Source organism: Cognatilysobacter terrigena, from assembly GCF_004361065.1.
In the GTDB taxonomy this organism is placed as follows: Bacteria; Pseudomonadota; Gammaproteobacteria; order Xanthomonadales; family Xanthomonadaceae; genus Cognatilysobacter; species Cognatilysobacter terrigena.
Map to the genome: position 1 here is coordinate 86,345 of NZ_SELT01000009.1, position 22,149 is coordinate 108,493.

Sequence of the window (22,149 nt, forward strand, 5' to 3'; positions counted from 1 at the left end):
CAGGCGTGGCCGGAGAAGGCGGCCGGAGATGGATTCCATGGGGACGGCATTGAACGCGATGAGGATCGAACGGGCACCCGCAGCCGAGCGCCAGCGCATCGGGCGCGCGCTCGGCGGGCTGCTCGATGCGGTCGACATCACGGACTTCGCCGAACGCGTCGCCGCGTACCTGACCGGCGAAGGTTTCGAGAACGTGGCGGTGGTCTGGCGCAATGCCGGCAGCGACCTGCGCACGCATCCGTCCGCGACGCTGGACGATGCCGACCTCACGCTCGCCCGCTCCGCGCGCGGCAATGACGACTGGTCCGTCGACCCGGCACGACGCCGCGTCGCGGCCTGCATCGAAGTGCAGGACACGGGCGACGCCATCGGCGTCGTGCTGGACGGCCAGGCCCACATGCGCGCGCTGGTGCGCGAGCAGTGCCTGCTGCTCGCGCCCGTGGCGCGCGCGGTGTTCGAGAAGAACCGCCTCACCGAATCGATGCGTGCGCTCGAGCGTTCCGAGCAGCTGCAGTCGGCGCTGTTCCAGATCGCCGACATGGCGAGCTCGGAAATGGACCTCAACGACATGCTGCGCGAGCTGCATGCGATCGTCGCCCGGTTCATGTACGCCGAGAACTTCTACATCGCGCTCTACGACGAGCAGAAGGACGCGATCCGCTTCATCTACCTCGTCGACACCGAAGACACGATCACGCGCCCGCCCAACGAGTTCATCTCGATGGAAGTGCTCGAGCGTGGCCTCACCTGGTACGTGATCCGCGAGAAGCACCCGCTGATGGGCTCGATGGACGCGATGCGCTCGCAGATCTCCGGGCCCATGCGCGATATCGGCATGGACGCGTACGACTGGCTCGGCGTGCCCATCCTCGTCGGCAACAGCGTGCGCGGCGTGCTCGTCGTGCAGAGCTACATCGAACGCCCGCGCTACACGCCGGCCGACCAGGCGCTGCTCGCCTATGTCGGTAGCCACATCCTGACGGCGCTCGATCGCAAGCTGCAGCAGGAAGAACTCGAACGCCGCGTCGAGGAGCGCACCCAGGCGCTCACGCTCGAGGTGCAGGAGCGCCAGCGCAGCGTACGCATCCAGGAAACGCTCTACCGCATCGCCGAGCTGTCGCACACTGCGACCAACCTCGACGAGTTCCACGCGGCGGTGCATCGCATCGTCGGCGAATTCCTCGACGCGCGTAACTTCTACATCGCGCTGTTGTCGGACGACGGCAACACGCTGCACTTCCCGTATTTCGTCGACCAGTACGGCAACCGCGCCGAGAGCCGCCCGGTCGGCCGCGGCGTGTCCGAATATGCGATGCGTTACGGCAAGCCGTTGCTGCTCGACATGACCGAGCCGGAGACGATCGAGCACATCCGCGAGCTGCAGCGCTGCGGCGAGCTCAACGTGATCGGCAAGGAATCGGTGGCGTGGCTGGGCGTGCCGCTCGTGCTGGGCGACCGCGTCATGGGCCTGCTCGCCGTGCAGAGCTATACGCCGGGCGTGGGCTACACCGCGCGCGATCGCGAACTGCTCACCTTCATCAGCTACCAGATCGCCAACGGCCTGGAGCGCCAACGCGCGGCTGCCGAGCTCAAGAACGCGTACTCGGACCTCGAGCGTCGCGTCGCCGAGCGCACCGTCGAGCTTTCCGAGCAGATCGAAGTTCGCGAACAGATCGAGCAGCGCCTCAAGCATGAAGTGCTGCACGACTCGCTGACCGGTCTGCCGAACCGCGCCTACCTGCGCGACCAGCTGGTGCGCGCGCTCGCGCACCGCGAACGCGATCCGTCGTATCGCTTCGCCGTGCTGTTCATGGATCTCGACCGCTTCAAGGTCATCAACGACTCGGTCGGCCATCTCGTCGGCGACGCGCTGCTCAAGGAAGTGGCGCGTCGGTTCAGTCATTGCGTGCGCGGCGGCCGTGACATGGTCGCGCGCCTGGGTGGCGACGAGTTCGCGATCCTGATGGAAGTCGATTCACCCGAATCGGCGATGCGCATGGGCCAGCGCGTGATCGATGCGCTGAAGGAACCGGTGCGCGTCGAGGGCAAGGAGCTTTTCTCCGGCGTCAGCGTCGGCATCACGCTCAGCAGCCCGCATTACACGTCGCCGGAAGACCTGCTGCGCGACGCCGACATCGCGATGTACCGCGCGAAGGCGGCGGGCCGCCATCGCATCGAAGTGTTCGACGAACAGCTGCACGAGCAGGCGCTGCAGTTGCTGGAAGTCGAGAGCGACCTGCGTCGCGCGATCACGCGCCAGGAATTCGAGCCGTATTTCCAGCCGATCGTGCGCCTGGTCGACGGTGCGATCGTCGGTTACGAAGCGCTGATGCGCTGGAACCATCCGGACCGCGGCGTGCTCGCGCCGGGCGCGTTCCTGCACGTCGCCGACGCGAGCGGCAGCATGGAGGCGATCGACTGGCAGGTATTCGACCGCACGCTCGACTGCATCCATGACCTGCTCAAGCCGGGTCAGTACGTCAACCTCAACTTCTCGCCGCGCCATTTCCGTTCGCAGGATCTGGACGAGCGCTTCCTGCAGCTGATCGACGACAAGGGTGTGTCGGCCTCGCAGGTGCGCATCGAAGTGACCGAGGGCGCGCTGCTCGAGAATCCGGAACAGGTCGGCCGCGTGTTCAATCGCCTGCGCGAGAACGGTGTGCTGATCGCGCTCGACGACTTCGGTACCGGCTATTCGTCGCTGAGCTATCTGCACCGCTTCAAGCTGCACACGGTGAAGATCGATCGCTCGTTCATCAACGACCTGCAGATCGAGGAAGAGGGCGGCAGCACCGCGGTGGTCCGCGCGATCCTCGCCCTGTCGCGCGCGCAACGCATGGAAGTGGTGGCCGAAGGCATCGAGACCGAAGCGCAGCGCCGCGCGCTGATGACGCTCGGTTGCGAACTCGGCCAGGGCTACTTCTTCGCGAAGCCGGCGTCGCTGGGATCGATCCTCGCCTCTCGCGGCCAGTGATGCGCGCGGCAGGCCCGCACCACGCGGGCCAGCGCCTCGCCGGGAATGCCGGTCTGCAGTGAGCGCCCGCCGCCCTGAAGGGTGAAGGCGCGGGCGAGCAGCATGCGGTCGAGGATCGGGGCGTCGAGCGCGATCTTGGAGACGTAGCCGCCGGCGCTTGCGCGCTCGACCGGATAGTCCATGCCGGTGCCATCGGCGATCAGCGTGATCTTCTCCAGCCCCGCTGGGAGTACCGCGGGGTCGATGCGTAGCAGCAGCCGGGCATCGCCCTGCTCGCACTGCACGGTCGCGCCGACCCCGGCCGCGCCCCGCCACGCGGCCTGGGCGCCTATGCCGTCGCCCCGGGCCCGCCAGCGGGTGTCGTCCGCCACCACGGTGCCCGCGGTGGCGACCGTCCACGCCACAACCAGCGCCCCCGCGATCGGGGCGAGGCGGGACAAGCGGCGGCGGCAATGTGACGTGTGTCTCATTTAGACGCGCCAAGCTACCGCCCGGCTGTGCGGAGCGCGTGCATGGCGGCGCGGTTTCCGACCGGCGGTGTTACGCGCCCCTCACCACGCCGTGCTCCATGTCTAACGCCCCGGCCGACAGGATCGTTGACGTCGGTTGGAGAACCCCATGACCAAGAACACCCACGAAAAGCACCTGCGCGACGCCGGTCGCCAGAACCCGCCGCCCGGTCCCGATGATCTCGGCGGCCGCACCCATGCGCTGCGCGCCGGCAAGGACGGCCCGACCCAGCGCAAGTCCGTGCAGCCGCACGAGGCGCCGACCCGCGACGCCGGTCGTGACGACCGCCGGGACGGCAGCGACAGCAACCGGAACTGAGGAGGCACGCCATGCGCACCGACCCCGCCGACCGCCGCGCGACGCAGGAATCGGGCAAGAAAGACGACGCCCGCGACCTCGATCGGCACGGCCAGAAGGTCTCGCCCGCGAACCGGCCTGAAGCGCAGGCCGAAGACGACGCGGCCGCGATCGACCGCACCCGTTCGCGCGACCCCGGCTTCGGCCGCGGGCACCACTGAGGCGTGGCGGCGAGTCGCGCCTACGTCGCCCAGGAACCGGCCCGCGCGGCCGTCGACGCCATGCGCGGCGACGTGCTGTTGGAATTCGGCGCGCCGTGGTGCCCGCACTGCCTCGCGGCCGAGCCGCTGGTCGAGCACGTGCTCGGCTTGCACGACGACGTCCAGCATCTGCGCATCGAGGACGGCCGCGGCAAACCGCTCGGCCGGTCGTTTCGCGTGAAGCTGTGGCCGACGTTCGTCCTCATGCGCGACGGCGTCGAATATGCGCGCGTGGTGCGCCCGCGCGCGTCGCGTGAGGTCGAAGCGCTGTTCGACGACGCCTCGTGAACGTGCAGCCCGCAACGTCCAGTGACGCCGTGCCGCAGCAGATCGCGACATCGAATCACGACGTCGCGCAGATCATGGGCGGCCTGTACGGGCCCGGCATCATCGGACTCAAGGGCGCGTTCGACCGCGACTGGGCGCAGCGCCTGCGCGAGGACGTCGACCTGCTGTTCGACGAAGCGCGCGCGATTCCCGGCGGCGCGGTGCCGCGTGGACCGCAGCGCTGGTATGTCGAGATCCATCCGCAGCGCCTGCGCGGGTTCGTCGATCTCGCGACGCATGCGTGGATCGTCGCCGTGAGCGAAGCGGTGCTCGGGCCGCAGTGGCGCATCGTCGAAGTCGGCTTCGACGTGCCGGGCCCCGGTGCGATGGATCAACCGTGGCATCGCGATTTCCCGTCGCCCGAAGCGACACGCATCGGGCGACGCCTCGATTCGCTCGCGTTCAACCTCACGCTGGTCGATGTCGAACCCGACATGGGTCCGTTCGAGATCGCACCCGGCACGCAGTGGGAGGCCGGCGAGGATTTCGTCGACGGCATGTTCCCGCCCGAGCACCACTGGCCGCGCTATGTCGAACGCGCCGAGCGCAAGCTGCCGCGCATGGGCGACATCTCCGCGCGATCGGCGTTGACCGTGCATCGCGGCACCGCGAACCATTCGACGCGTGCCCGCCCGGTGCTGGTGCTCGGCGTCGATGCGCCCGATGCGTGCAATGCCGCGCGCCACGACCTGCAGCTCACCCACGACTACGCGCGCACGTTGCCGCCCAGCGTGCTCGATCACCTCGCGTGCCGGCTCGTCGATCGACTCGAGCCGATCATCCAGTTGCACCAGATCGAAGGGCTGCGGATGGGGCGCACCTAGACGACGCGTGCAAGGGCGAGTGCGATGCGCCAGGCAAGCGGGCGCCATGCATACGCGGCGACGATGGCCGCGGGGCAGGCCGGTCCCCATGCGCGTAGCCAGCGCACCGCGAGACCCGCGTCGACACCGGTGTTGAGCGCGGTCACCACCAGGGCGACGAACGCGGACATGCCGATCGCGAGAACGCCGGGAAGCAGACGGACTGCGCGGCGTTCGAGAACAGCGGCGTCGGTCATGCAGCCATTGTTGCGCGGATGACGTCGCCGCGGCACGCGAACGTGACGACGCTCGCGTCGCTGCGACATCCATTACCGCCGCCTGACTCGCAACGGCCGCCAGTCAGCGAACAGCGGGGGAGCGCGCACTACGGTGGGCCCATCCCCGAACCCCGAGGTCGTCATGAAGAACGTCCGCTCGCTTCTCATCGCTGCATTGCTCTCGACCGCGGTCATCGCCCCGACCGCGCAGGCGGCGTGCCACGACAAGGTCGTCTACCACAAGAAGCCGGTGAAGGATCCGCATCGCGTGACCGGCACCGTGGTCGGCGCCGCACTGGGTGGCCTGCTCGGCCATCAGGTCGGCGGCGGCACCGGCAAGGATCTCGCGACGGTCGGCGGCGCAGTTGCCGGCGGCGTCGCGGGTCACAAGATCCAGCGTCACCGCCAGGACCGCGTTTACCGGGAAGTCGTGCGCGTCTGCGACCGCTGATCCCTGATCGATACGACGGCCGGGCCCTCGGGTCCGGCCGTCGTCGTTTCCGCAGTATCGACATCGCCTGCGTACACTGCGCACCCGTTTTTGCGGAGACCGGTGTGAGCGCCTATTCCGAGATCGCCGACGCCATCGTCGACCACGCCGAATCGATCGCGCGGCTGGATGCGCGCCGGCTCGACGCGGCTGCGTTCGATGCCGCGGTCGACGAGCACGTGCACGCGATCCGCGTGCTGGCCGTCTCGCACATCGATCCCGTTGCCGATCGCGCGTTCTTCAAGGCGATCAAGACCGCGACGTCGCGCGTGACCAACGTCTTCGTGCACATCCCCGACGGCATCATCGAATTCCTCGTTGACACTGCGCGCGGGCAGCGCCGGTTCGAGCTGTGGAACGCGAAGGAGCTGCGCGCGGGCGGGCGCGACTGAGGTTCAGCGGCGCGCGGTGTTGAGGCTCGCGCAGGCGTCCTCGCAGCGTTCGCGGCGGCCTTCGACGACGCGATACGGCATGCGGAACGGCGGGCCGAGTGGAAGCTCGCAACTGAAATAGGCGTCGCCATCGCTGTCGCTGCCTTCGACGACCGAAGCCTGCGGGCGATCGCGTGCGTCGAAGCGTTGCTCGGCCACGCGCAATGGAAAGCGCTGGCGCACATGCAGGCCGCCGTCGTGGAACAGCGTGGTACGCGTGCAGGCCTGCCGTGATGCGAACACCGCGAACGCAACGCCAGCGACCCAGAACAGCGCCATCACCGCGGCGATCGTCCACGGCGAACGCACGCCGTCGCGCAGCAGGACGCCCGTCATAACCATGAGCATGCCGTTCCACGCGGCGGCCATGCCCCACACGAACGTCGCGATTCGGTTGTGCCAGGTCATGGCGCGAGTGTGCACCGGCGGTATGACCGCTGCGATGTCAGAGCAAGTGCCGCAACGCCGGCAGGTACTTCTCGCTCGACCCGGTGTTGACCGCGACGACGCGCTCGCCGCGACGCAGCAGCCCGCGGTCGAGGAGCTGAGGTATCGCCGCAAGGCAGGCGACACCCTCGGGCGAAAGCCAGTCATGCGTCTGCGTCCACGTCGACGCCAGTTCGCTCGCGATGTCCGCTTCGTCGACGGCAACCGCCGCGCCGCCGCTCGCACGGATGATCTGCAGCACGCGGAAATGACCCACGCCGCCGGGCACGTTCAACCCGGTCGCGAGCGTGTGGCCTGCATCGACGACGGTGGTGTCGTCCGCGCCGGCATCGAACGCGCGCACCAGCGGCGCGGTGACGCTGCTCTGCACGCAGAGCATGCGCGGGCGACGCGAATCGATCAGGCCGAGCGTTTCGAGTTCGTCCCACGCCTTCCACATGCCGAGGACGCCGGTGCCGCCGCCGGTGGGGTAGATCACCGCATCGGGCAGCGACCAGCGCGTCTCACCCGGAGCGGGTTCTGCAAGCTCGAGCCCCAGCGACTTCTTGCCTTCGATACGCCAGCCCGGCTCCTGGAAGGTCGCAACGGAGAACCACCCATTCGGGATGTAGCGCTCCTTGAGGAACGCGCCCGCCTCGCGGATCGTCGGGCCGACGAGTTCCAGCGTCACACGGTCGGGAAACCGCTTCGCCGCCGCGGCGACACTGCCGAGGATCGGCATCGGCGTGTCCTCGGGCATCGCCACGACGACGCTGAGCCCGCCTTCGAGCGCGTACCGCACGAGTGAGTCTCCCGCGTTGCCCTGCGTCGGCACCGCGAGCTTCGACAGCCCGAGCCGACGCGCCTGCGCGGCGACCATCGACATGCCGCGGTCCTTGAAGCTCTGCGTCGGATTCGCGCCGAAACCGGGATGCGCCTTGCCTTCGTCCTTCAGCCGCAGCTGCAACCCCGCACGCGCCGCCACGGGATGCGTCGAGTAGTCGAGCAGCGGCGTTGCGCCTTCGCCGAGCGGGACGAGGTGCGCGGCGTCGCGCGGATCGTTCGCATCGAGCGCCATCAACGCGCCGAAGCGCCACATGTCGCGACGCTGCGGTCGGTACCACGCCGCATGCGGTTGCTCGGCGGCGAGACGCTCGAGGTCGAGCACCATCTCGACCGGTCGGCCGTCGACCGGATCGAGGTTCATCGGCACGTCGGCGGAATATTCGACGCCGGACGCGAGGCCGCGGACACAACGCATGTAACCCATGGGACAGAGGCTCGAAGGAGTCGACCGTCCGTATCGCAGCCCCGCGCGCGGATTTCAACCGCGCGCAGGTTCTGAGCTCATGCCTCAGGTGCTGGCAACGAGCTCCTCGCGGGTGTCGGCAGCGCCCGCAAGGCGGCGCAGCTTGGGCGCGACCATCGGCACCGTCAGCATCGTGCTGCCGATCGCCATCAGCAGCAGCGCGGTGAACGTCGCCGCGGTGATGAGCTGTTTGTCGAGCAGGACGTTGACGAAGATGATCATGATCAGCGCCTTGGTCTGCAGCAGCCAGCCGATCATCGAGGCCTCTCCGCGCTTCCAGCCGAGGATGCGTCCGGCGAGTCGCACGCCGACGAGCTTGCCGGTCACGGACGCGACGAGCAGCGCGCCCGCGGCGAGGAACACGGTCGCGCCGCCAACCGACCACGCGGTCTTGAGCCCGGTACTCAGGAAGAACACCGGCATCATCACCATCAGCACGTGGTGGCGCAGCTGGTCCATCTGCTTCTGCTCGAACCACTCGGCGTCCATGACCACGCCCGCGAGGAACGCGCCGACCATGAAGTGCAGGCCCGACCAGTCGGCGCCGAATGCGCATAGCGCGAGCCAGATCAATGCGACGAACCAGCGATCGCGCGCCGGCAGCTTCGGCATGAGGCGGCGGTACAACGCACAGGCGACGGCGAACACCGCGAGGAACGCGACCTGTCGACCGATGCGCTGCCAGTCCATCAGCACGACGGCGAGGACGCCCCAGATCGCGACGTCGTCCAAGCTCGCGTAGCGCAGGATCCGCTGCCCGATGGGCGCGCGAAGGATCTCGAGCTTCTCCATCAGCAGGATCAGGATCGGCAATGCGGTGACCGCGCCGGCCATGCCGACGCCGACGACGAACTGCCACGGCAGGCCCTTCTCGCCGATCCATCCCGGCAGCCCGAGCATCGCCAGTGCGACGACGGAACCGAACAGCATCGGCACCGCCAGCGCGAGGCCCGCGGTGATCGCGCTCTCGCGACGTTTCTCCCACGCCTTGCGCAGGTCGAGTTCGATGCCCGCGATCATCACGAACAGCATCACCGCCCACCACGCGAGGCCGTTGAGCGACTTCACGACGTCGGGCGCGAACACCAGCTGGTAGTAGTCCGGGTACGCCTTACCGAGCACGCCGGGGCCGAGCACGATGCCCATGACGATCTGCACGACCACGAGCGGCGCGAAGTAGTCGGTGCGCCCCAGGCGCCAGATGATGTAGGGCACGGCGAAGATGATCGCCATCGCGATCAGGAAGACTTCGGTGGTGCTCATCGCATGCGGCATCGCGGCGGTCCTTCCCCAAGGAGGGGCGGAGTATGCCCGCGGTCGACGCGGCGTGGGTTACAGCGGCTCGTCGACGATCGCCGCACCGCGTTCGGCCAAGAGGTCGCGCAGGATCGTCCGGTGGCAGCGCGACGGGTCCGCGCAGTAGCACCCGACCGAGAAATCCGTCGTATGCGACAGCGCGGCGAGCGTGTCGAGCACGTGGCGCGCCTCGCCCTTGGCCATTTCGCTGCGATAGCGCTTGGCGAACGCGGCGATTTCGCGTGGTGTCGTCGCCGACAGTCCGGCCGCCACGGTTTCGGGCTGCGGGGCGAGCGTCGGCAGCCAGACGTCGTAGAAGTCGCGCGAGGCGAACTCCTGCTTGCGAACGCCACGTGGCGGACGTCGCACGGTGCCGAGGCGCGTGCCCTCGCCGGGATGACGCGGCGTGCCGAGACGAACGATGCGAACGGCCATGGGGGGCTCCGGAACGGTCGCGCGATGCTCGCGCGTCGCGCTCCGGAGCGCCAGCGAGCGGACTCAGGCGGCGTGGCGGACGTCGTCGTTCGCGGCGCGCGGCACGCGACGGCGTTCGATGCCGACGTAGTTGCGACTGATCACGGTGGGGAGACGGAAGACACGCGCGCGGCGACGCATGCGCGCATCGTCGTCGACGTGTTCGCGATGCAGCGCATCGCCGACCAGGAGGGAGAGAGCGAGCACCAGCGCGATCGTCAGCGCGGTGCCGAACAGCATGAAGGCGGACATGGCGGTGAAGACGGACGCGTGCCGGGGTGGCACGACTATTCGGATGCGCGCCGGGCAGGGAAAGTTGCAATGAAATCGCGCACCAGGTCGTCAGTCATGGTCACTGACGTCATGCAAGCGGCGCTGGTCAGGCCGCACGTCGCGGCGTCGTACGTTGTTGCCGGCGCTCCTGCACGACGCGACCGGCCGGGAACGCGACGGCTGCCCGCAGGCCGGCGACGGTCGACGCATTACGCACGCCGCGACGCGCGACGTTGAGCACGTGCTGCAGCATTTCGCGTCGACGCACCTCGCCGGACTCGCGCACCAGCGACAGGCGATGCAGCGAGTACAGGCCGATCAGGGCCGAGATGACGAAGAAGAACTGCCACCAGCCGATCGACAGCGTGACGAGGTCGAGCGCGCCGGTCGGCGAGCGCCAGTCGACGGAGAACCGCAGTTGCCGCTTCTCGAAGAAGGTCGCGAATGCACCGCCGAGCAACGGCGCGACCCCCGCGGCGACCGCGGTGACGAGCGCATTCGTAGCGACGTAGGCCGTCGAGCGTCCGCGCGGCGCAAGCTTGAGCCCGATCGCGCTCGAGGCGAGTGCGACGCCCGCCGACGTCATGCCCATCAGCACGTGCAATACGGTGAGGTAGGCGATCGTCCAGGACGGTCGATCGAACTGGCCGGCCAGCGCCATCGCCGCGATGCAGGCGATGAACGCGGGCGCGGCGACGCCGAGCACCGTCTTGTTCGCGAAGCGGTCGGACAACCGGCCCCAGCCGCGCAGCACCACGATGTTCGCCAGCTGGCTGACGATGCTCATCAGCAGCACGAAACCCGCCGACAGGCCGAGCTGCCGGATCATGTAGACGCTGAAGAACGGCGCCGCGAGGTTCACCGCGAATTGCCACGACGCGAAGAAGCGGATCAGCGCACGGAAGCCCGGATCGCGCAGCGGCTCGATCAGCATGCGTCCAAGTCGACGGCCCGGCACCGGCGTGGGCATCGCAGGTTCGGGCACGCGCGCGAGGTGCCACGTGCTGACCAGGCTCGACAGGAAGCCGAGGCCGTACAGCGCGGCGAACGCGACCGGGCTTCCGCCGCCACGACCGGTCGGATCGCCAAACTGCAGCGCCGCCGCGGCCGCGGCCGTGCCCGCGATGCCGAGCAGCGTCGCCCAGATCGTGCGTCGCGCGAAGAACAGGCCGAGCTTGGCGTCGGGTATCAGGTCGCGGATCCACGAATTCCATGCGCAACCGGCGACCGCATTGAGCGCGCAATGCACGGTTTCGCCGATCACGAGCAGGACGAGCGCGAGCGTGTGGTCGTGCAGATAGCCGAGCATCGCCATCATCGGCAGAGCGAGCCGCGCGACGAACAGGCCGGCGATGGCGACGCGACGCCGCGATCGCACGCGTTCGAGCAACGCGACGGCCGGCGCCTGCAGCAACTGCGTGAGGAACGGAATTGCCGCGAGCACGCCGATCACCGTCGACGACGCACCCAGCATCAATGCGTAGGCGACGAGCACCACACCGCTGTTGAGCGTGCCGACCACCGTGGCGAACGCGGCGTCGAGCATCAGGCGTCGGCCGCCTTCGCGCAGTTGCTCGCGGGAGATTTCCTGAGTGTCGGTGGTGGCGGACAGCGCGGGCATCGTCGAGCGGTCTGCAGGCGGGGCCACAGGGCAGCAGACCGAACGTGACGATGCGATGGGCCGCTTGCCGACGTGCGGTCGCCGATCGCGTCGACGCCCCGTCGAAAACCGTGACCGGCCTTCATCCGCAAGCGACGCTGGACCGGTCTACTGGGAGCCATGACGCCGCGCTATATCGCCGCACGACGCCCCGATGGCAGCCCCTCGCGCCACCTCACCGCCCGCCAGCTCGGGCGCATGCGCACGCGCTTCTACCGGCTCGTGGTGCTGATGGGGATCGTGCTGGTCACCGGCGCCTGCGTGATCCGCTGAGCCGCGCCGGGCGCGCGGCGAGCGACTAGCATCGGCGCATCGCCCCGCCGGTTGCCGCGATGTCGACTCCGCCCGACTTCGAAACCCACGTCGTTACCAACCAGTCGCCCGACTTCGCGCCGCGCAACCTGTGGCACGACGATGTCGCGCTGCGGGAGGCGGTGGCGCGCGAGGGCGGCGCAGCGTTCGACGCGCATCTCGCGGGCTATGGCGCACTCGCCGGCGACACGCTGTACGCGCACGGCTTCGAGGCCAACCGCGATCGCCCGCGCCTGCGCACGCACGACTCGCGAGGTCACCGCATCGACCGGGTCGACTTCCATCCGAGCTATCACGCGTTGATGGACGTGGCGGTCGGGCACGGTGTCGCCGGACTCTCCTGGCACGACGCGCGCCCGGGTGCGCACGTGGCCCGCGCCGCGTTGAGCTACCTGCATCACCAGGCCGACGCCGGCACCAGCTGTCCGCTGACGATGACGCACGCGGCCGTGCCGGTCCTGCGTCGCGAACCCACGCTGCGCGAATGGGCGGACAAGGCCGCCGCGCCGCATTACGACGCGCGCGAGGTGCCGATCGCCGACAAGCGCGGCGTCACGCTCGGCATGGGCATGACCGAGAAGCAGGGCGGCAGCGACGTGCGCAGCAACGCGACCACGGCCACACCGCAGGCCGACGGTTCGTACGCACTCGTCGGCCACAAATGGTTCTTCTCCGCGCCGATGTCCGACGGCTTCCTCGTGCTCGCGCAGGCGCCGGGCGGGCTGAGCTGTTTCCTCATGCCACGCCGGCTCGACGACGGCCACAAGAATGCGTTCCGGCTGATGCGACTGAAGGACAAACTCGGCGACTGGAGCAACGCCTCGTCGGAAGTCGAGTTCACGGGCGCGCATGCATGGCGCATCGGCGATGAAGGTCGCGGCGTGGCGACCATCCTCGAAATGGTGATGCTCACGCGGCTCGACTGCATGCTCGGCGCCGCCGCCGAGATGCGCATGGCGCTCGCGCAGGCGATGCACCACGCACGGCATCGCGTCGCGTTCGGTGCGCGGCTGGTCGAGCAGCCTTTGATGCGCAACGTGCTCGCGGATCTCGCGCTGGAGGTCGAAGGGGCGGTCGCGTTGTCGATGCGCGTTGCGCGTGCAGTGGACGCCGCACCCCGTGACCCGCGCGAAGCCGCGTTCGCGCGCATCGCCACCGCGATCGGCAAGTTCTGGCTGTGCAAGCGCGCACCCGTCGCCGTGAACGAAGCGCAGGAATGCTTCGGCGGCATCGGCTACATCGAGGAGACGATCCTGCCGCGCCTGTACCGGCAGGCGCCGCTCAATTCGATCTGGGAAGGCAGCGGCAACATCCAGTGCCTCGACGTGTTGCGCGCGTTGTCGCGCGAAGCCGCCGCGCGCGACGCGCTGGTCGCTGAGCTCGACGGTGCGCGCGGTCGCGATGCCTCGTACGACGCCGCGGTCGAAACGCTGCTCTACGAGCTCGAGCAGTCGTTGCCGTCGGAGTCGCAGGCACGTCGTGTCGTCGAAGCGCTGGCGCTCGCGCTGCAGGGCAGCGTGTTGTTGCGTGCCGGGTCGCCGGTCGCCGCCGCGTTCGTCGCCAGCCGTCTTGCCGATGCGCACCGGCTCGCATTCGGCACGCTGGACGACGCGCGCGTCGACGTCGGCGTCGCGCTCGATCGCGTGCTGCCGGCCTGACTCACGCGCTGCGCGGCGCCCACGCCATCAGCACCGCGCCACCCGCGATCATCGCGATCGCCAGCCATTCGCGTGCGCTCGGTCGCTCGCCCAGTGCTGCGACGGCGAACAGCGCGACGAGCACCACGCTGAGCTTGTCGACCGGCGCCACCTGCGAGGCGTGCCCGAGCTGCAGCGCGCGGAAATAGCAGACCCACGACGCACCCGTCGCCAGCGCCGACAACGTGAGGAACAACAGCGTGCGCGGCGACAGCGCGCGCGGGTCGCTCCACTTGCCGGTGAAGCCGACAAACGCGGCGAGCACGGCCACGATCACCACCGTGCGCAGCAGCGTTGCGAAATCCGAGTCGACGCCCTGCAGGCCGATCTTGGCGAAGATCGCGGTGAGCGCGGCGAACGTCGCGGAGAGCAGGGCCCAGGTGAGCCATCCGGTCGTGGTCGGCATGTCGTGTCTCCGGTGATGGCGCGAGCCTAGTGCAGCGGCGGTGGCGCGGCGTCCGCGCGCGTCACTGCGACGCCATCGCGAAGCCGCGAGATGCGGCGACGCCACGTCTCGGCCGTCTGCGGCTTGATGAACAAGGCGACCACCTCGGGATGCGCGGCCTGCACGCCCGTCTCGATGCGGCCGATGCACTGCTCGATGCGCGGCGTGTCGAGGTGATCGTGGAAGTCGGCGCTCAGTGCAGCGACCACGGTGTCGGGGCCGAACTGCTGCGTGATCACGCCGTTCGCGCAGCGCACGTCGGGGTCGGCGCCGGCGATGCGCAGGATGTCCTCACGCACGAGGCGGCCCGCGCTTTCGCCGACCAGCAGTGCCTTGGTCTCGCGTGCGAGCAGGCCGGCGGTCACGGCGAGGATCAGGCCGATCACGATCGACGCCGCGCCGTCGTAGGTCGGATTGCCGGTGAGCTGCGCGAGCGCGACGCCGACGAGTGCGACGACCAGGCCGGCGAGCGCGGCGGTGTCCTCGAACAGCACGGTGAACGTGGTGGGATCCTTGCTCTGGCGGAACGCCTGGAACCAGCCGAGCGCGCCCTTGTCGCGTCGGAACTGGCGGATCGCGACGATCCACGACCAGCCCTCGAACACGATCGACGCACCGAGCACGAGGTAGTTCACGCTCGGCCGCACCATCGGTTCGGGATGCCGCAGGTGATGCACGCCCTCGTACACCGAGACGCCGGCGCCGAGCGCGAACACCAGCAGCGCGACGATGAACGCCCAGAAGTACAGCTCGCGGCCGTGACCGAACGGATGCGCCTCGTCTGGCGCGCGCTGCGAGCGGCGCATGCCATACAGCATCAGCAACTCGTTGGTGCAGTCGACCAGCGAATGCACGCCTTCGCTCAGCATCGCCGAACTGCCGGTGATGCCGGCCGCGACGAACTTGGTGATCGCCACCGCGACATTGCCGGCCAGTGCCACGAGCACGACCTTGTGGCCGGACGCCGCCATCGTTCCACCTGCGATCGAAGAGGCCCGATGCTCGACGCCCGGCCGTGAACCGGCTGTCGAACCGTGCGGACGGACCGCAGCGGCACTGCGGTCAGTCGCGGGACAGCTTGCGCGCCCGTTCATCGGCGCGGCGCTCACGCGCGAATCGACAGGCTGCATGCAACGCCGCCAGCGCGGCCGCACGAGGAGAGGCCATGAGTTCGTCGAAGAAGCCCGCGTCGGAAACGCCGCACATGATCCGCGCCGCCAACCAGGGGCAGGTCGATACGCAGACCCAGCGCAAGGCGCAGCGTCCGCACAACGATCCGCAGTCCGATCAGTCGGAAGGCGCGAAAGCGGAAGGCCAGCCGACCGCGATGCACGGCAAGGGCGCCGGATTCAGCCGCAACATGCATTGACGCATCGCGCGCACACCGGCGTCGCGCCACGACGCCGGTGTGCGCTGCGCATGAACCGTCGCCTGCGTTTGACGCCGCCGCGATGCGCGGCTAACGCACGCGATGCGACGGTCGAGCTTTCACCACGGGAGGTGATCCGATGAGTTCCAACGACACCCATTCCAACCCGATCTCGCGCGTGTTCTCGAAAATCTTCCATCGCGACGAGCCGCAGCAGGCGGCGACGCACACGCCGCAGCAGGTCACGCCGCGCGTAGTGAGCGCGCCGCAGCCGACGCAGCCCACGGCGCGGCAGGCGACGCCGACACCGACCACCGTCGCGAACACACCGTCTGCAACGCCGGCCACGCCGTCGGCCGCGGTGGCGCCGACGCCAACCGCGCAACACCGCACCTACACCGTGCAGACGGGCGATTCACTGTCGAAGATCGCGCAGCATCTCTACGGCGATGCCAACCGCTGGCATCAGCTCTACGAAGCCAACCGCGCGACGATCAGCGACCCCGATCGCATCTACCCCGGTCAGGTGCTGACGGTGCCGGACCAGTCGCTGCACTGATCCACGTCGGTTGATGCACGGCCCAGGCCGCGCCACGCGCTCGTTTCATGGCGCGTGGCGCGGCTGCTAGCATCCGGGCGCCGGTCGAGGGGGCCGGCCGCAGGGCCGCGCCGCGGCCCCGTCATTCCAGGGGACAGGATGAAGATGAAGACCGGATGCGTGGCCGTCGCGGCCGCGCTGGTGCTCGCCATGGGAAGCGCGCACGCGAAGGGTGCGGTCACGAAGACCGACAGCTCGATGTACGACGGCAAGTCGCCCGACGTTGCCGCGAAGGCGTTGCTCGATGCCGCGATGTCGCAGACCGAAGGCGGCAGCTGGGAACGCATCGGCGTGGCCCGCGTGCTGTATCTCGGCGGCCGGAAGGCCGACGCGCAGGCGATCTTCGACCAGATCCTTGCGGGCAAGCACGACGCGGGCGATGTCTATCGCATCGCACGCGTGTACGCCGAGGCGCACGACTGGGCGAAGGCCAAGCCGCTGTTCGACCAGTTCCTCGCCATGGGCGATTTCGACGAGAAGGAACTGTCGGAGATCGGCGCGTACTACCTGCTCAACGGCGACCGCGCGACCGCGGAGAACTACTTCCGCCAGGCCATTGCGCGCGATCCCAAGAGCACGTGGGCGTCGATGCGCATGGCCGGCGCGTACATGGGCGTGCAGCCGCAGCCGTAAGCGGCCGTCGTCCCGGAGAAGGCCGGCCCCGTGCCGGCCTTTTTCATGTGCGGTCGAAAATGAATGCGCGACGTGGCGATCCGTCGATCAAGAACGCTCCGGTGCCGGCCGATAACCGCTGCGAGTCGCCGCGTCCGGCGATGGTCGGATCGTCCATGACTGCCCTGCCGGTGGCTGCCGCCGCCGCTTCGCCCTATCAGCACGCCCTCGATCGCGGCTTCAGCACGCTGCGCTTCGAGCCGTTGCTCGAGCGCGAGTTCCAGCGCTTCCACAGCCGCGTGAACCTCGCGCGCGTGCGCTGGTCGGCGTGGCTCGCGTTCGTGCTGTACGGCGTGTTCGTGGCGATCGACATCCTGACGCTGCCGCCCGACGTGCACCACTGGACGGCGCCCATCCGCGCGTTCGCGATCATGCCGGCGTTCCTGTGGGTGATCGCGGCGACGTATCGCGACGCCTGGCAGCCGCGCATGCAGGGCCCGATCACGCTCGCCGCGACGATGGCGGGCCTCGGCACCGTGCTGCTGATCGCGATCGGCCTGCGCGCGCGGCATCCGCTGCCGTACGAGGGGATCCTGCTCGTCGCGATGTTCATCTACCTGCTCGCGAGCCTGGGCTGGTGGCGCGCACTCGCGGTGAACCTGGCGACGCTCGTCGCGTTGATCGGCGCCGAACTCGCGTGGCAGATCGATCCGCAGGCGCGGCTGTACCAGATCGTGTTCATGCTTGCGGCGAACATCGTCGGCGCGACCGGCGCGTACTTCCTCGAGCACTCCACGCGCGCGGTGTTCCTCGTGCAGCGCCTGCTCAACGAGCGCGCGTCGCACGACGGCCTCACCGGGCTCGCGAATCGCGCGGCGCTCGACGAACACCTCGCGCGCATCTGGCGACAGGCGCTGCGCGAGCGTGCCGCCGTGGCGATCGCGATGGTCGATGTCGACCACTTCAAGCGATACAACGATCGCTACGGTCACGCGGAAGGCGACGTCGCGCTGCAGGCCGTCGCCGCTGCGGTGGGCGCGCAGGCGCGACGTCCGCTCGACCTCGCGGCGCGTTACGGCGGCGAGGAATTCATGCTGGTCTGGTATCGCCCGCTCGACGCCGAACTCGCGACGCTGGGTGAGCAGGTGCGCGCGGCGATCGAAGCGCTGCGCATACCGCATGCGGAGGGCGAGGGCGGCGTGCTGACCGCGAGCGTCGGCATCGCCTGCGTCGTGCCGACCCCGACGCACGGCCCGCAGCGCCTGATGGAAGCCGCGGACGCCGCGCTCTACGCCGCCAAGCAGGCCGGCCGCAACGGCGTGCACATCGATGCGGGCGTCGCGCTGCCGGCCTGAGGCACGGATGGCCTTGATGCACGCTTGACCTGGCATGGGGTCCCATCGCCGTCCGCGGCGTGCGCGGCCCGTTGCGATCGCCCTCAAGACGGTTCGCGGCCCGCCGTTAATGCCGTTATCCCGTCCCCGGCCTGCGAGATGACGCACGTCCTGATCGTCGAAGACGACGCCACCACCCGCAACGGGCTGGCCGACCTGCTGGAGCTCGAAGGCTTCAGCGTCAGCCGCGCGGAGAACGGGCTGGTATCGCTGAACCTGCTGCGCGCGGGGCTGCGACCGGACGTGATCGTGCTCGACCTCGTCATGCCGGTGATGGACGGCCTGCGTTTCCTGAAGACGATCCGCGCCACCGTGCACGCGGACATCCCGATCCTGGTGATGACCGCGGTGGGCGACCAGGTCGACCTCGACAACCTCGCCGAGGACATCAATTGCCGCGTGCTGTCGAAGACCGGGCCGATCGAGCCGTTGCTCGATGCGCTGCGCGCGCTCGGCGGCCGGGAGTCCTAGCGCGCCAGCGCCATTGCATCGAACGTGGCGTGTGCGAGGACCACGGGCCAGAGCCGCCCGGTGCGCGCATACCACGCCGCGAACAGCAGGCCGACGGGAATGATCATGAGCGACGGCGCGCCCTGGTAGAGGTGGTACGACAGGCGCAAGGCCGTGCTCGCGTTGACGGCGAACGCTGTGCCGCGCGCGGGCTTGAGCACGCCGACGAGATACCCGCAGAGGAACAGTTCCTCGAACAGCGGGTTCACCATCGACGCGAGCGCGACCGTCGCCAGTGGAATGCCGCGCGCGACCAGCGCATCGGGTGAGGGCGTCGCCGCGTGCGCGAACATGCGCAGGCCAACGTCGACCATGCTGCAGGCCGCGAGCGTCACACCGACGAGCAGCACCGCGGCGGGCAGGTCCCAGCCGTTCCACACCACGCCGAGATGCGCGCGTTCCCAGCCGCGCAGCCGCAGCAACGGCAACAGCGCGAGCAGGACGACCGCTTCGTAGATGATCAGCGAACGCAGCCCGTCTTCGGTAATCGCAGGCGCGGTCGGCGGCGCCGCCAAGGACGCGATGCTCGACACCACCGGCAACGCGAATGCGATGAGCAGAACGAGCACGCATTCGGTGCGTTGCGACATGGACCGCATGCGGCTACCCCTCCCCGGATCGCGCGGTGCGAAGCATACCGGCGCGGTGCGACATACGCGCACGGCGTGCGATGGATACCGACGCGCTTGCGCGCCCGAGCCGTTCGATGCGAGCGACACCGGCACATCGCGAACGCCCGTCATCGATGACCGCGCGTCACGCCGGCGGCCTCGAACCCATGCCGGCATCGTCGCCACGCAAGGCGTACCTTTCGCGCATGTCCCGCATCCGACGGAGGCCGCCATGTTCCCGACCCGTGTGATGCCCGTGCTGCTGGCCGCGCTCGCCGGTTGCACGACGACCGCGCCGCCCGCGGCGTCCACCAACGCGGCGCCCGCGCCGCGCACCACCGCCGTGGTCTGCGGGCCCGGCGGCGACCTCTCCTGCTTCGAGCGCGCGAGCGACCTCTGCCGTCCGCGCGGCTACGACCTGGTCGACCGCGAAGGCCGCCCGGCCACGGTGGCCGACGCGCAGGTGCGCATCGTCGAGGCCCGCTGCAAGCCCTGACCGCGCCGCGTGCGAACGGTCACAATGCCGACCTCGTCCGTCCGTAAGATGCGACGAGGGAGGGATCCATGCTCGACATTTCGATGGTCGACGGCGGCATCGCCGTGCTGGCCGGACGCGGCGATGCGTCGATCGGCGCCATGCGCGGCGCGGTGCGCGACGCGATGGTGGACGTGCAGCTCGCGGGACGGCGCCGCATCGTCGTCGACATGAGCGAGGCCACCGGCCTCGGCCACCCCGGCGTGATGCAGCGCATCGACACCGTGCGCGAGTGGGCCGCGATCGCCGTGCCGGGCCTGTCGCTCGCCTTCGTCGCCCACCACGCGTTCCTCGACGAGGACCGCATCGGCATGATCGTGGCGTCGCAGCTGGGCTTGAACGCGCACGCCTTCAGTTGCCGCGACGAGGCAATCGCGTGGCTGCGCAAGCAGCGCCTGTTCAACGCGCAGCGCGTCGAAACCGTCGCGACTCTGGCCGAGGCGCAGCAGGGCTGACGCGGTATTGATCCGCGGAAGCTGGCAGGTGACCGCGGCTCCAGGACCTCGCGCCCCCGCTACGCATGAGTGGGCGCTTTCGGAACGCGCGGCCCTGATCGCTGCGAGGTTATGCGTCGCCCACCCGCCTGCGCCACCGCCGCACTACACTCGCTCGCTCCTTCAGGGGTCGACATGAAAGCCAGCGGCATTTCCTTCCACCACGCCTGGGCGTTCTGGCTCGGCTGCGCGCTCATCACCGCCGGCGTCTTCGCCCACATGCCCATGTTCATGATGGGCCGCTACACGCATTGGCAGATGGTCGGCATGCCGATGACCACCGACATGCTGTTCGGCATGGCCGCCATTCCGCTCGGCCTCGCCTTCGCCTGCTACGGACTGATGCCGCGCTTCGACGGCATGCGCCGCGGCGCGCACGGGACGCCCGCAGCGCAGTTCCACATCGCCGACGGCGTGCCGCTCAACATCGAGCACTGGAAGCTCGTGCTGGTGCTGACCGTGACGCTCGCGATCGACGTCATGAAGCCGGCGACACTCGGTTTCGTCGTCCCCGGCATGAGCGCGGAATACAAGATCGCCAAGCCGACCGCGAGCCTGCTCGCGCTGTGCGCGCTCACCGGCACGACGGTGGGTTCGGTGGTATGGGGTCGCATCGCGGATCTCGCGGGCCGTCGCGCCGCGATCCTGCTGTCCGCCCTGATGTTCATCGGCACCGCGATCTGCGGTGCGATGCCGGCGTTCGGCTGGAACCTCGCGATGTGCTTCCTGATGGGCGCGTCGGCCGGCGGCCTGCTGCCGATCACCTTCACGCTGATGGCCGAGACCATTCCCGCCGCGCATCGCGGCTGGCTGCTGGTCGCGCTCGGCGGCATCGGCACGTCGGCGGGTTACCTGCTCGCCGCCGGCGCCGCGGCGACGCTCGAACCGATGTTCAGCTGGCGCGTGCTGTGGCTGCTCGGCCTGCCGACCGGCGCGATCATCATCCTGCTCAACCGCTTCATTCCCGAGTCGCCGCGTTTCCTTTCGAGCATGGGCCTCGAGCACGTCGCGCGTGCCGTGCTGCGCAAATTCGTCGGCCCCGCACGCGACGGCCTGGAGCGCGAGGACGCCGCGCATCCCGGTCCGCCGGTGATCGACGAACAGCATGCGGCGTCGGGCATCCGCATGCTGATGCACGGTCGCCATGCGCGCATCACCGCGGGCCTCGTCGTCTGCGGCATCGCGTGGGGGCTGGTGAACTTCGGCGTGCTGCTGTGGCTGCCGGTGAACCTCACCGCGCTCGGTGTCGACGCGAAGGCGACGAGCGCGCTGCTCGCGAAGTCGGCGGTCTATGCGTTGCCCGGCATCGCCGTCGTCGTATGGCTGTATCACCGCTGGAGCAGCTATCGCGCGCTCGTGCTGTTCATCGGCCTCACTGCGCTGTCGCTGCTCGCGCTCGGGGCGATCGGTTCGCTCGGCCTGCGTTCGCAGGCGGTGGTGATCGCAGTGGTCGTCGCGCTGCTGGTGAGCGTGAGCGGCGTGATCGCGATGCTGATCCCGTACGCGGCCGAGATCTATCCGGTGCACCTGCGCGGCACCGGATCGGGTGCGGTCGCGGCGAGTTCGAAGCTCGGCGGCATCATCGGTGCGGGGCTGGGCGTGTACGGCTTCTTCCAGAACTTCGCGATGTCCGCGTTCCTGATCGCGATCCCGATGGTGGTGTCGATGGTGATGCTGCTGATCAGCGGCATCGAGACGCGCGGCGTGCGCCTCGAGGATATCCAGACGTCGCTGGAAACCTGATCGCGTCGCGAGTCGACGGCG

28 protein-coding genes are annotated in these 22,149 nt (G+C 69.2%); 17 read left to right on the top strand and 11 right to left on the bottom strand.

Annotated features, from left to right (window positions below; genetic code table 11):
* Positions 1-37: 37 nt before the first annotated feature.
* Entirely contained in the window at positions 38-2,974 is a 2,937-nt protein-coding gene (locus EVS83_RS07535; protein ID WP_208108710.1) for a bifunctional diguanylate cyclase/phosphodiesterase, read from the top strand.
* Here EVS83_RS07535 and EVS83_RS07540 read toward each other — a convergent pair.
* The gene (locus EVS83_RS07540; RefSeq protein WP_133500430.1) at positions 2,917-3,414 is read right to left on the bottom strand and encodes a hypothetical protein; all 498 of its coding nucleotides are present in this window, start codon (positions 3,412-3,414) and stop codon (positions 2,917-2,919) included. The genes EVS83_RS07535 and EVS83_RS07540 overlap by 58 nt on opposite strands.
* A 178-nt stretch (positions 3,415-3,592) precedes the next feature.
* Between EVS83_RS07540 and EVS83_RS07545 the strand changes: the two genes are divergently transcribed.
* Genes EVS83_RS07545 through EVS83_RS07560 form a run of 4 tightly spaced genes read left to right on the top strand, consistent with a single transcriptional unit; the run spans position 3,593 to position 5,192 of the window.
* Complete coding sequence (locus EVS83_RS07545; protein WP_133500431.1) at positions 3,593-3,802, top strand: hypothetical protein; 210 nt, start codon at positions 3,593-3,595, stop codon at positions 3,800-3,802.
* A gap of 11 nt (positions 3,803-3,813) precedes the next feature.
* On the top strand, positions 3,814-4,002 hold the full coding sequence (locus EVS83_RS07550; RefSeq protein WP_133500432.1) for a hypothetical protein: 189 nt from the start codon (positions 3,814-3,816) through the stop codon (positions 4,000-4,002).
* A 3-nt stretch (positions 4,003-4,005) separates the two neighbouring features.
* Positions 4,006-4,329: a thioredoxin family protein gene (locus EVS83_RS07555; RefSeq protein ID WP_281275106.1), complete on the top strand. Its 324-nt coding sequence runs from the start codon at positions 4,006-4,008 to the stop codon at positions 4,327-4,329.
* Positions 4,326-5,192, top strand: a complete 867-nt coding sequence (locus tag EVS83_RS07560) for a phytanoyl-CoA dioxygenase family protein (protein ID WP_208108711.1) — start codon at positions 4,326-4,328, stop codon at positions 5,190-5,192. Before EVS83_RS07555 ends, EVS83_RS07560 begins: the two co-directional genes overlap by 4 nt.
* Here the strand turns inward: EVS83_RS07560 and EVS83_RS07565 are convergent.
* Positions 5,189-5,428, bottom strand: coding sequence for a DUF2798 domain-containing protein (locus tag EVS83_RS07565; protein WP_166636828.1), 240 nt, complete (start codon positions 5,426-5,428; stop codon positions 5,189-5,191). The two genes, EVS83_RS07560 and EVS83_RS07565, sit on opposite strands and share 4 nt — an antisense overlap.
* Before the next feature lie 163 nt (positions 5,429-5,591).
* Here EVS83_RS07565 and EVS83_RS16160 point away from each other — a divergent pair, with 163 nt between their 5' ends.
* Both EVS83_RS16160 and EVS83_RS07575 read left to right on the top strand, forming a co-directional pair.
* Positions 5,592-5,900, top strand: a complete 309-nt coding sequence (locus EVS83_RS16160) for a glycine zipper 2TM domain-containing protein (protein WP_133500434.1) — start codon at positions 5,592-5,594, stop codon at positions 5,898-5,900.
* A 104-nt stretch (positions 5,901-6,004) separates the two neighbouring features.
* Positions 6,005-6,331 (top strand): hypothetical protein, encoded by a 327-nt coding sequence (locus EVS83_RS07575; RefSeq protein WP_133500435.1) that lies wholly within the window; start codon positions 6,005-6,007, stop codon positions 6,329-6,331.
* A 3-nt stretch (positions 6,332-6,334) separates the two neighbouring features.
* Here the strand turns inward: EVS83_RS07575 and EVS83_RS07580 are convergent, their stop codons facing one another.
* The 6 genes from EVS83_RS07580 to EVS83_RS07605 form a co-directional block, all read right to left on the bottom strand.
* Complete coding sequence (locus EVS83_RS07580) at positions 6,335-6,778, bottom strand: hypothetical protein (protein WP_133500436.1); 444 nt, start codon at positions 6,776-6,778, stop codon at positions 6,335-6,337.
* A gap of 37 nt (positions 6,779-6,815) precedes the next feature.
* Positions 6,816-8,066 carry a threonine synthase gene (locus EVS83_RS07585; protein WP_133500437.1) on the bottom strand — a complete coding sequence of 417 codons (1,251 nt, stop codon included), beginning with the start codon at positions 8,064-8,066 and terminating at the stop codon, positions 6,816-6,818.
* Positions 8,067-8,150: 84 nt separating this feature from the next.
* The gene (locus tag EVS83_RS07590) at positions 8,151-9,368 is read right to left on the bottom strand and encodes a cation:proton antiporter (RefSeq protein ID WP_133500438.1); all 1,218 of its coding nucleotides are present in this window, start codon (positions 9,366-9,368) and stop codon (positions 8,151-8,153) included.
* A 69-nt stretch (positions 9,369-9,437) separates the two neighbouring features.
* Positions 9,438-9,836, bottom strand: coding sequence for a DUF488 domain-containing protein (locus tag EVS83_RS07595; RefSeq protein ID WP_133500439.1), 399 nt, complete (start codon positions 9,834-9,836; stop codon positions 9,438-9,440).
* Positions 9,837-9,899: 63 nt separating this feature from the next.
* Positions 9,900-10,127: a hypothetical protein gene (locus tag EVS83_RS07600; RefSeq protein ID WP_133500440.1), complete on the bottom strand. Its 228-nt coding sequence runs from the start codon at positions 10,125-10,127 to the stop codon at positions 9,900-9,902.
* A 127-nt stretch (positions 10,128-10,254) separates the two neighbouring features.
* Entirely contained in the window at positions 10,255-11,769 is a 1,515-nt protein-coding gene (locus EVS83_RS07605; RefSeq protein ID WP_133500441.1) for an MFS transporter, read from the bottom strand.
* A gap of 159 nt (positions 11,770-11,928) precedes the next feature.
* Between EVS83_RS07605 and EVS83_RS15630 the strand changes: the two genes are divergently transcribed.
* Together EVS83_RS15630 and EVS83_RS07610 are read left to right on the top strand one after the other, a co-directional pair.
* Positions 11,929-12,081: a hypothetical protein gene (locus tag EVS83_RS15630; protein ID WP_166636829.1), complete on the top strand. Its 153-nt coding sequence runs from the start codon at positions 11,929-11,931 to the stop codon at positions 12,079-12,081.
* Positions 12,082-12,140: 59 nt separating this feature from the next.
* Positions 12,141-13,778: an isovaleryl-CoA dehydrogenase gene (locus EVS83_RS07610; RefSeq protein ID WP_133500442.1), complete on the top strand. Its 1,638-nt coding sequence runs from the start codon at positions 12,141-12,143 to the stop codon at positions 13,776-13,778.
* Between the two features lies 1 nt (position 13,779).
* On the opposite strand, the gene EVS83_RS07615 is transcribed toward EVS83_RS07610, so the two are convergent.
* Positions 13,780-14,223 (bottom strand): EamA family transporter, encoded by a 444-nt coding sequence (locus tag EVS83_RS07615; protein ID WP_133500443.1) that lies wholly within the window; start codon positions 14,221-14,223, stop codon positions 13,780-13,782.
* Positions 14,224-14,249: 26 nt separating this feature from the next.
* A complete protein-coding gene (locus EVS83_RS07620) occupies positions 14,250-15,356 on the bottom strand; it encodes a cation diffusion facilitator family transporter (protein WP_425456076.1) in 1,107 nt (368 codons plus the stop codon).
* A gap of 71 nt (positions 15,357-15,427) precedes the next feature.
* Here EVS83_RS07620 and EVS83_RS07625 point away from each other — a divergent pair, with 71 nt between their 5' ends.
* The 5 genes from EVS83_RS07625 to EVS83_RS07645 all read left to right on the top strand — a co-directional run bounded on the left by EVS83_RS07625 (position 15,428) and on the right by EVS83_RS07645 (position 18,706).
* Positions 15,428-15,631 carry a hypothetical protein gene (locus EVS83_RS07625; RefSeq protein WP_133500445.1) on the top strand — a complete coding sequence of 68 codons (204 nt, stop codon included), beginning with the start codon at positions 15,428-15,430 and terminating at the stop codon, positions 15,629-15,631.
* A 139-nt stretch (positions 15,632-15,770) separates the two neighbouring features.
* Entirely contained in the window at positions 15,771-16,190 is a 420-nt protein-coding gene (locus EVS83_RS15875) for a LysM peptidoglycan-binding domain-containing protein (protein WP_208108713.1), read from the top strand.
* 138 nt (positions 16,191-16,328) lie between these two features.
* Complete coding sequence (locus EVS83_RS15635; RefSeq protein ID WP_208108714.1) at positions 16,329-16,862, top strand: tetratricopeptide repeat protein; 534 nt, start codon at positions 16,329-16,331, stop codon at positions 16,860-16,862.
* 155 nt (positions 16,863-17,017) lie between these two features.
* Positions 17,018-18,196, top strand: coding sequence for a GGDEF domain-containing protein (locus EVS83_RS15640; RefSeq protein ID WP_166636831.1), 1,179 nt, complete (start codon positions 17,018-17,020; stop codon positions 18,194-18,196).
* A 138-nt stretch (positions 18,197-18,334) separates the two neighbouring features.
* Positions 18,335-18,706, top strand: a complete 372-nt coding sequence (locus EVS83_RS07645) for a response regulator transcription factor (RefSeq protein WP_133500449.1) — start codon at positions 18,335-18,337, stop codon at positions 18,704-18,706.
* Here EVS83_RS07645 and EVS83_RS07650 read toward each other — a convergent pair.
* The gene (locus EVS83_RS07650) at positions 18,703-19,344 is read right to left on the bottom strand and encodes a CPBP family intramembrane glutamic endopeptidase (RefSeq protein ID WP_166636832.1); all 642 of its coding nucleotides are present in this window, start codon (positions 19,342-19,344) and stop codon (positions 18,703-18,705) included. The genes EVS83_RS07645 and EVS83_RS07650 overlap by 4 nt on opposite strands.
* Positions 19,345-19,588: 244 nt before the next feature.
* On the opposite strand from EVS83_RS07650, the gene EVS83_RS07655 reads away from it, so the two are divergent.
* The 3 genes from EVS83_RS07655 to EVS83_RS07665 all read left to right on the top strand — a co-directional run bounded on the left by EVS83_RS07655 (position 19,589) and on the right by EVS83_RS07665 (position 22,128).
* Positions 19,589-19,852, top strand: coding sequence for a hypothetical protein (locus EVS83_RS07655; protein WP_133500451.1), 264 nt, complete (start codon positions 19,589-19,591; stop codon positions 19,850-19,852).
* Between the two features lie 68 nt (positions 19,853-19,920).
* Complete coding sequence (locus EVS83_RS07660) at positions 19,921-20,346, top strand: hypothetical protein (RefSeq protein WP_133500452.1); 426 nt, start codon at positions 19,921-19,923, stop codon at positions 20,344-20,346.
* A 174-nt stretch (positions 20,347-20,520) separates the two neighbouring features.
* Positions 20,521-22,128, top strand: coding sequence for an MFS transporter (locus tag EVS83_RS07665; protein ID WP_133500453.1), 1,608 nt, complete (start codon positions 20,521-20,523; stop codon positions 22,126-22,128).
* The last annotated feature ends 21 nt before the right edge of the window (positions 22,129-22,149 follow it).

Coding starts and splice junctions, on each gene's coding strand:
- EVS83_RS07535 (WP_208108710.1), top strand. CDS start 38: ATGGGGACGGCATTGAACGCGATGAGGATCGAACGGGCACCCGCAGCC.
- EVS83_RS07545 (WP_133500431.1), top strand. CDS start 3,593: ATGACCAAGAACACCCACGAAAAGCACCTGCGCGACGCCGGTCGCCAG.
- EVS83_RS07550 (WP_133500432.1), top strand. CDS start 3,814: ATGCGCACCGACCCCGCCGACCGCCGCGCGACGCAGGAATCGGGCAAG.
- EVS83_RS07565 (WP_166636828.1), bottom strand. CDS start 5,428: ATGACCGACGCCGCTGTTCTCGAACGCCGCGCAGTCCGTCTGCTTCCC.
- EVS83_RS16160 (WP_133500434.1), top strand. CDS start 5,592: ATGAAGAACGTCCGCTCGCTTCTCATCGCTGCATTGCTCTCGACCGCG.
- EVS83_RS07580 (WP_133500436.1), bottom strand. CDS start 6,778: ATGACCTGGCACAACCGAATCGCGACGTTCGTGTGGGGCATGGCCGCC.
- EVS83_RS07585 (WP_133500437.1), bottom strand. CDS start 8,066: ATGGGTTACATGCGTTGTGTCCGCGGCCTCGCGTCCGGCGTCGAATAT.
- EVS83_RS07590 (WP_133500438.1), bottom strand. CDS start 9,368: ATGAGCACCACCGAAGTCTTCCTGATCGCGATGGCGATCATCTTCGCC.
- EVS83_RS07595 (WP_133500439.1), bottom strand. CDS start 9,836: ATGGCCGTTCGCATCGTTCGTCTCGGCACGCCGCGTCATCCCGGCGAG.
- EVS83_RS07600 (WP_133500440.1), bottom strand. CDS start 10,127: ATGTCCGCCTTCATGCTGTTCGGCACCGCGCTGACGATCGCGCTGGTG.
- EVS83_RS07605 (WP_133500441.1), bottom strand. CDS start 11,769: ATGCCCGCGCTGTCCGCCACCACCGACACTCAGGAAATCTCCCGCGAG.
- EVS83_RS15630 (WP_166636829.1), top strand. CDS start 11,929: ATGACGCCGCGCTATATCGCCGCACGACGCCCCGATGGCAGCCCCTCG.
- EVS83_RS07610 (WP_133500442.1), top strand. CDS start 12,141: ATGTCGACTCCGCCCGACTTCGAAACCCACGTCGTTACCAACCAGTCG.
- EVS83_RS07615 (WP_133500443.1), bottom strand. CDS start 14,223: ATGCCGACCACGACCGGATGGCTCACCTGGGCCCTGCTCTCCGCGACG.
- EVS83_RS07620 (WP_425456076.1), bottom strand. CDS start 15,356: ATGAACGGGCGCGCAAGCTGTCCCGCGACTGACCGCAGTGCCGCTGCG.
- EVS83_RS07625 (WP_133500445.1), top strand. CDS start 15,428: ATGAGTTCGTCGAAGAAGCCCGCGTCGGAAACGCCGCACATGATCCGC.
- EVS83_RS15875 (WP_208108713.1), top strand. CDS start 15,771: ATGAGTTCCAACGACACCCATTCCAACCCGATCTCGCGCGTGTTCTCG.
- EVS83_RS15635 (WP_208108714.1), top strand. CDS start 16,329: ATGAAGATGAAGACCGGATGCGTGGCCGTCGCGGCCGCGCTGGTGCTC.
- EVS83_RS15640 (WP_166636831.1), top strand. CDS start 17,018: ATGACTGCCCTGCCGGTGGCTGCCGCCGCCGCTTCGCCCTATCAGCAC.
- EVS83_RS07645 (WP_133500449.1), top strand. CDS start 18,335: ATGACGCACGTCCTGATCGTCGAAGACGACGCCACCACCCGCAACGGG.
- EVS83_RS07650 (WP_166636832.1), bottom strand. CDS start 19,344: ATGCGGTCCATGTCGCAACGCACCGAATGCGTGCTCGTTCTGCTCATC.
- EVS83_RS07655 (WP_133500451.1), top strand. CDS start 19,589: ATGTTCCCGACCCGTGTGATGCCCGTGCTGCTGGCCGCGCTCGCCGGT.
- EVS83_RS07660 (WP_133500452.1), top strand. CDS start 19,921: ATGCTCGACATTTCGATGGTCGACGGCGGCATCGCCGTGCTGGCCGGA.
- EVS83_RS07665 (WP_133500453.1), top strand. CDS start 20,521: ATGAAAGCCAGCGGCATTTCCTTCCACCACGCCTGGGCGTTCTGGCTC.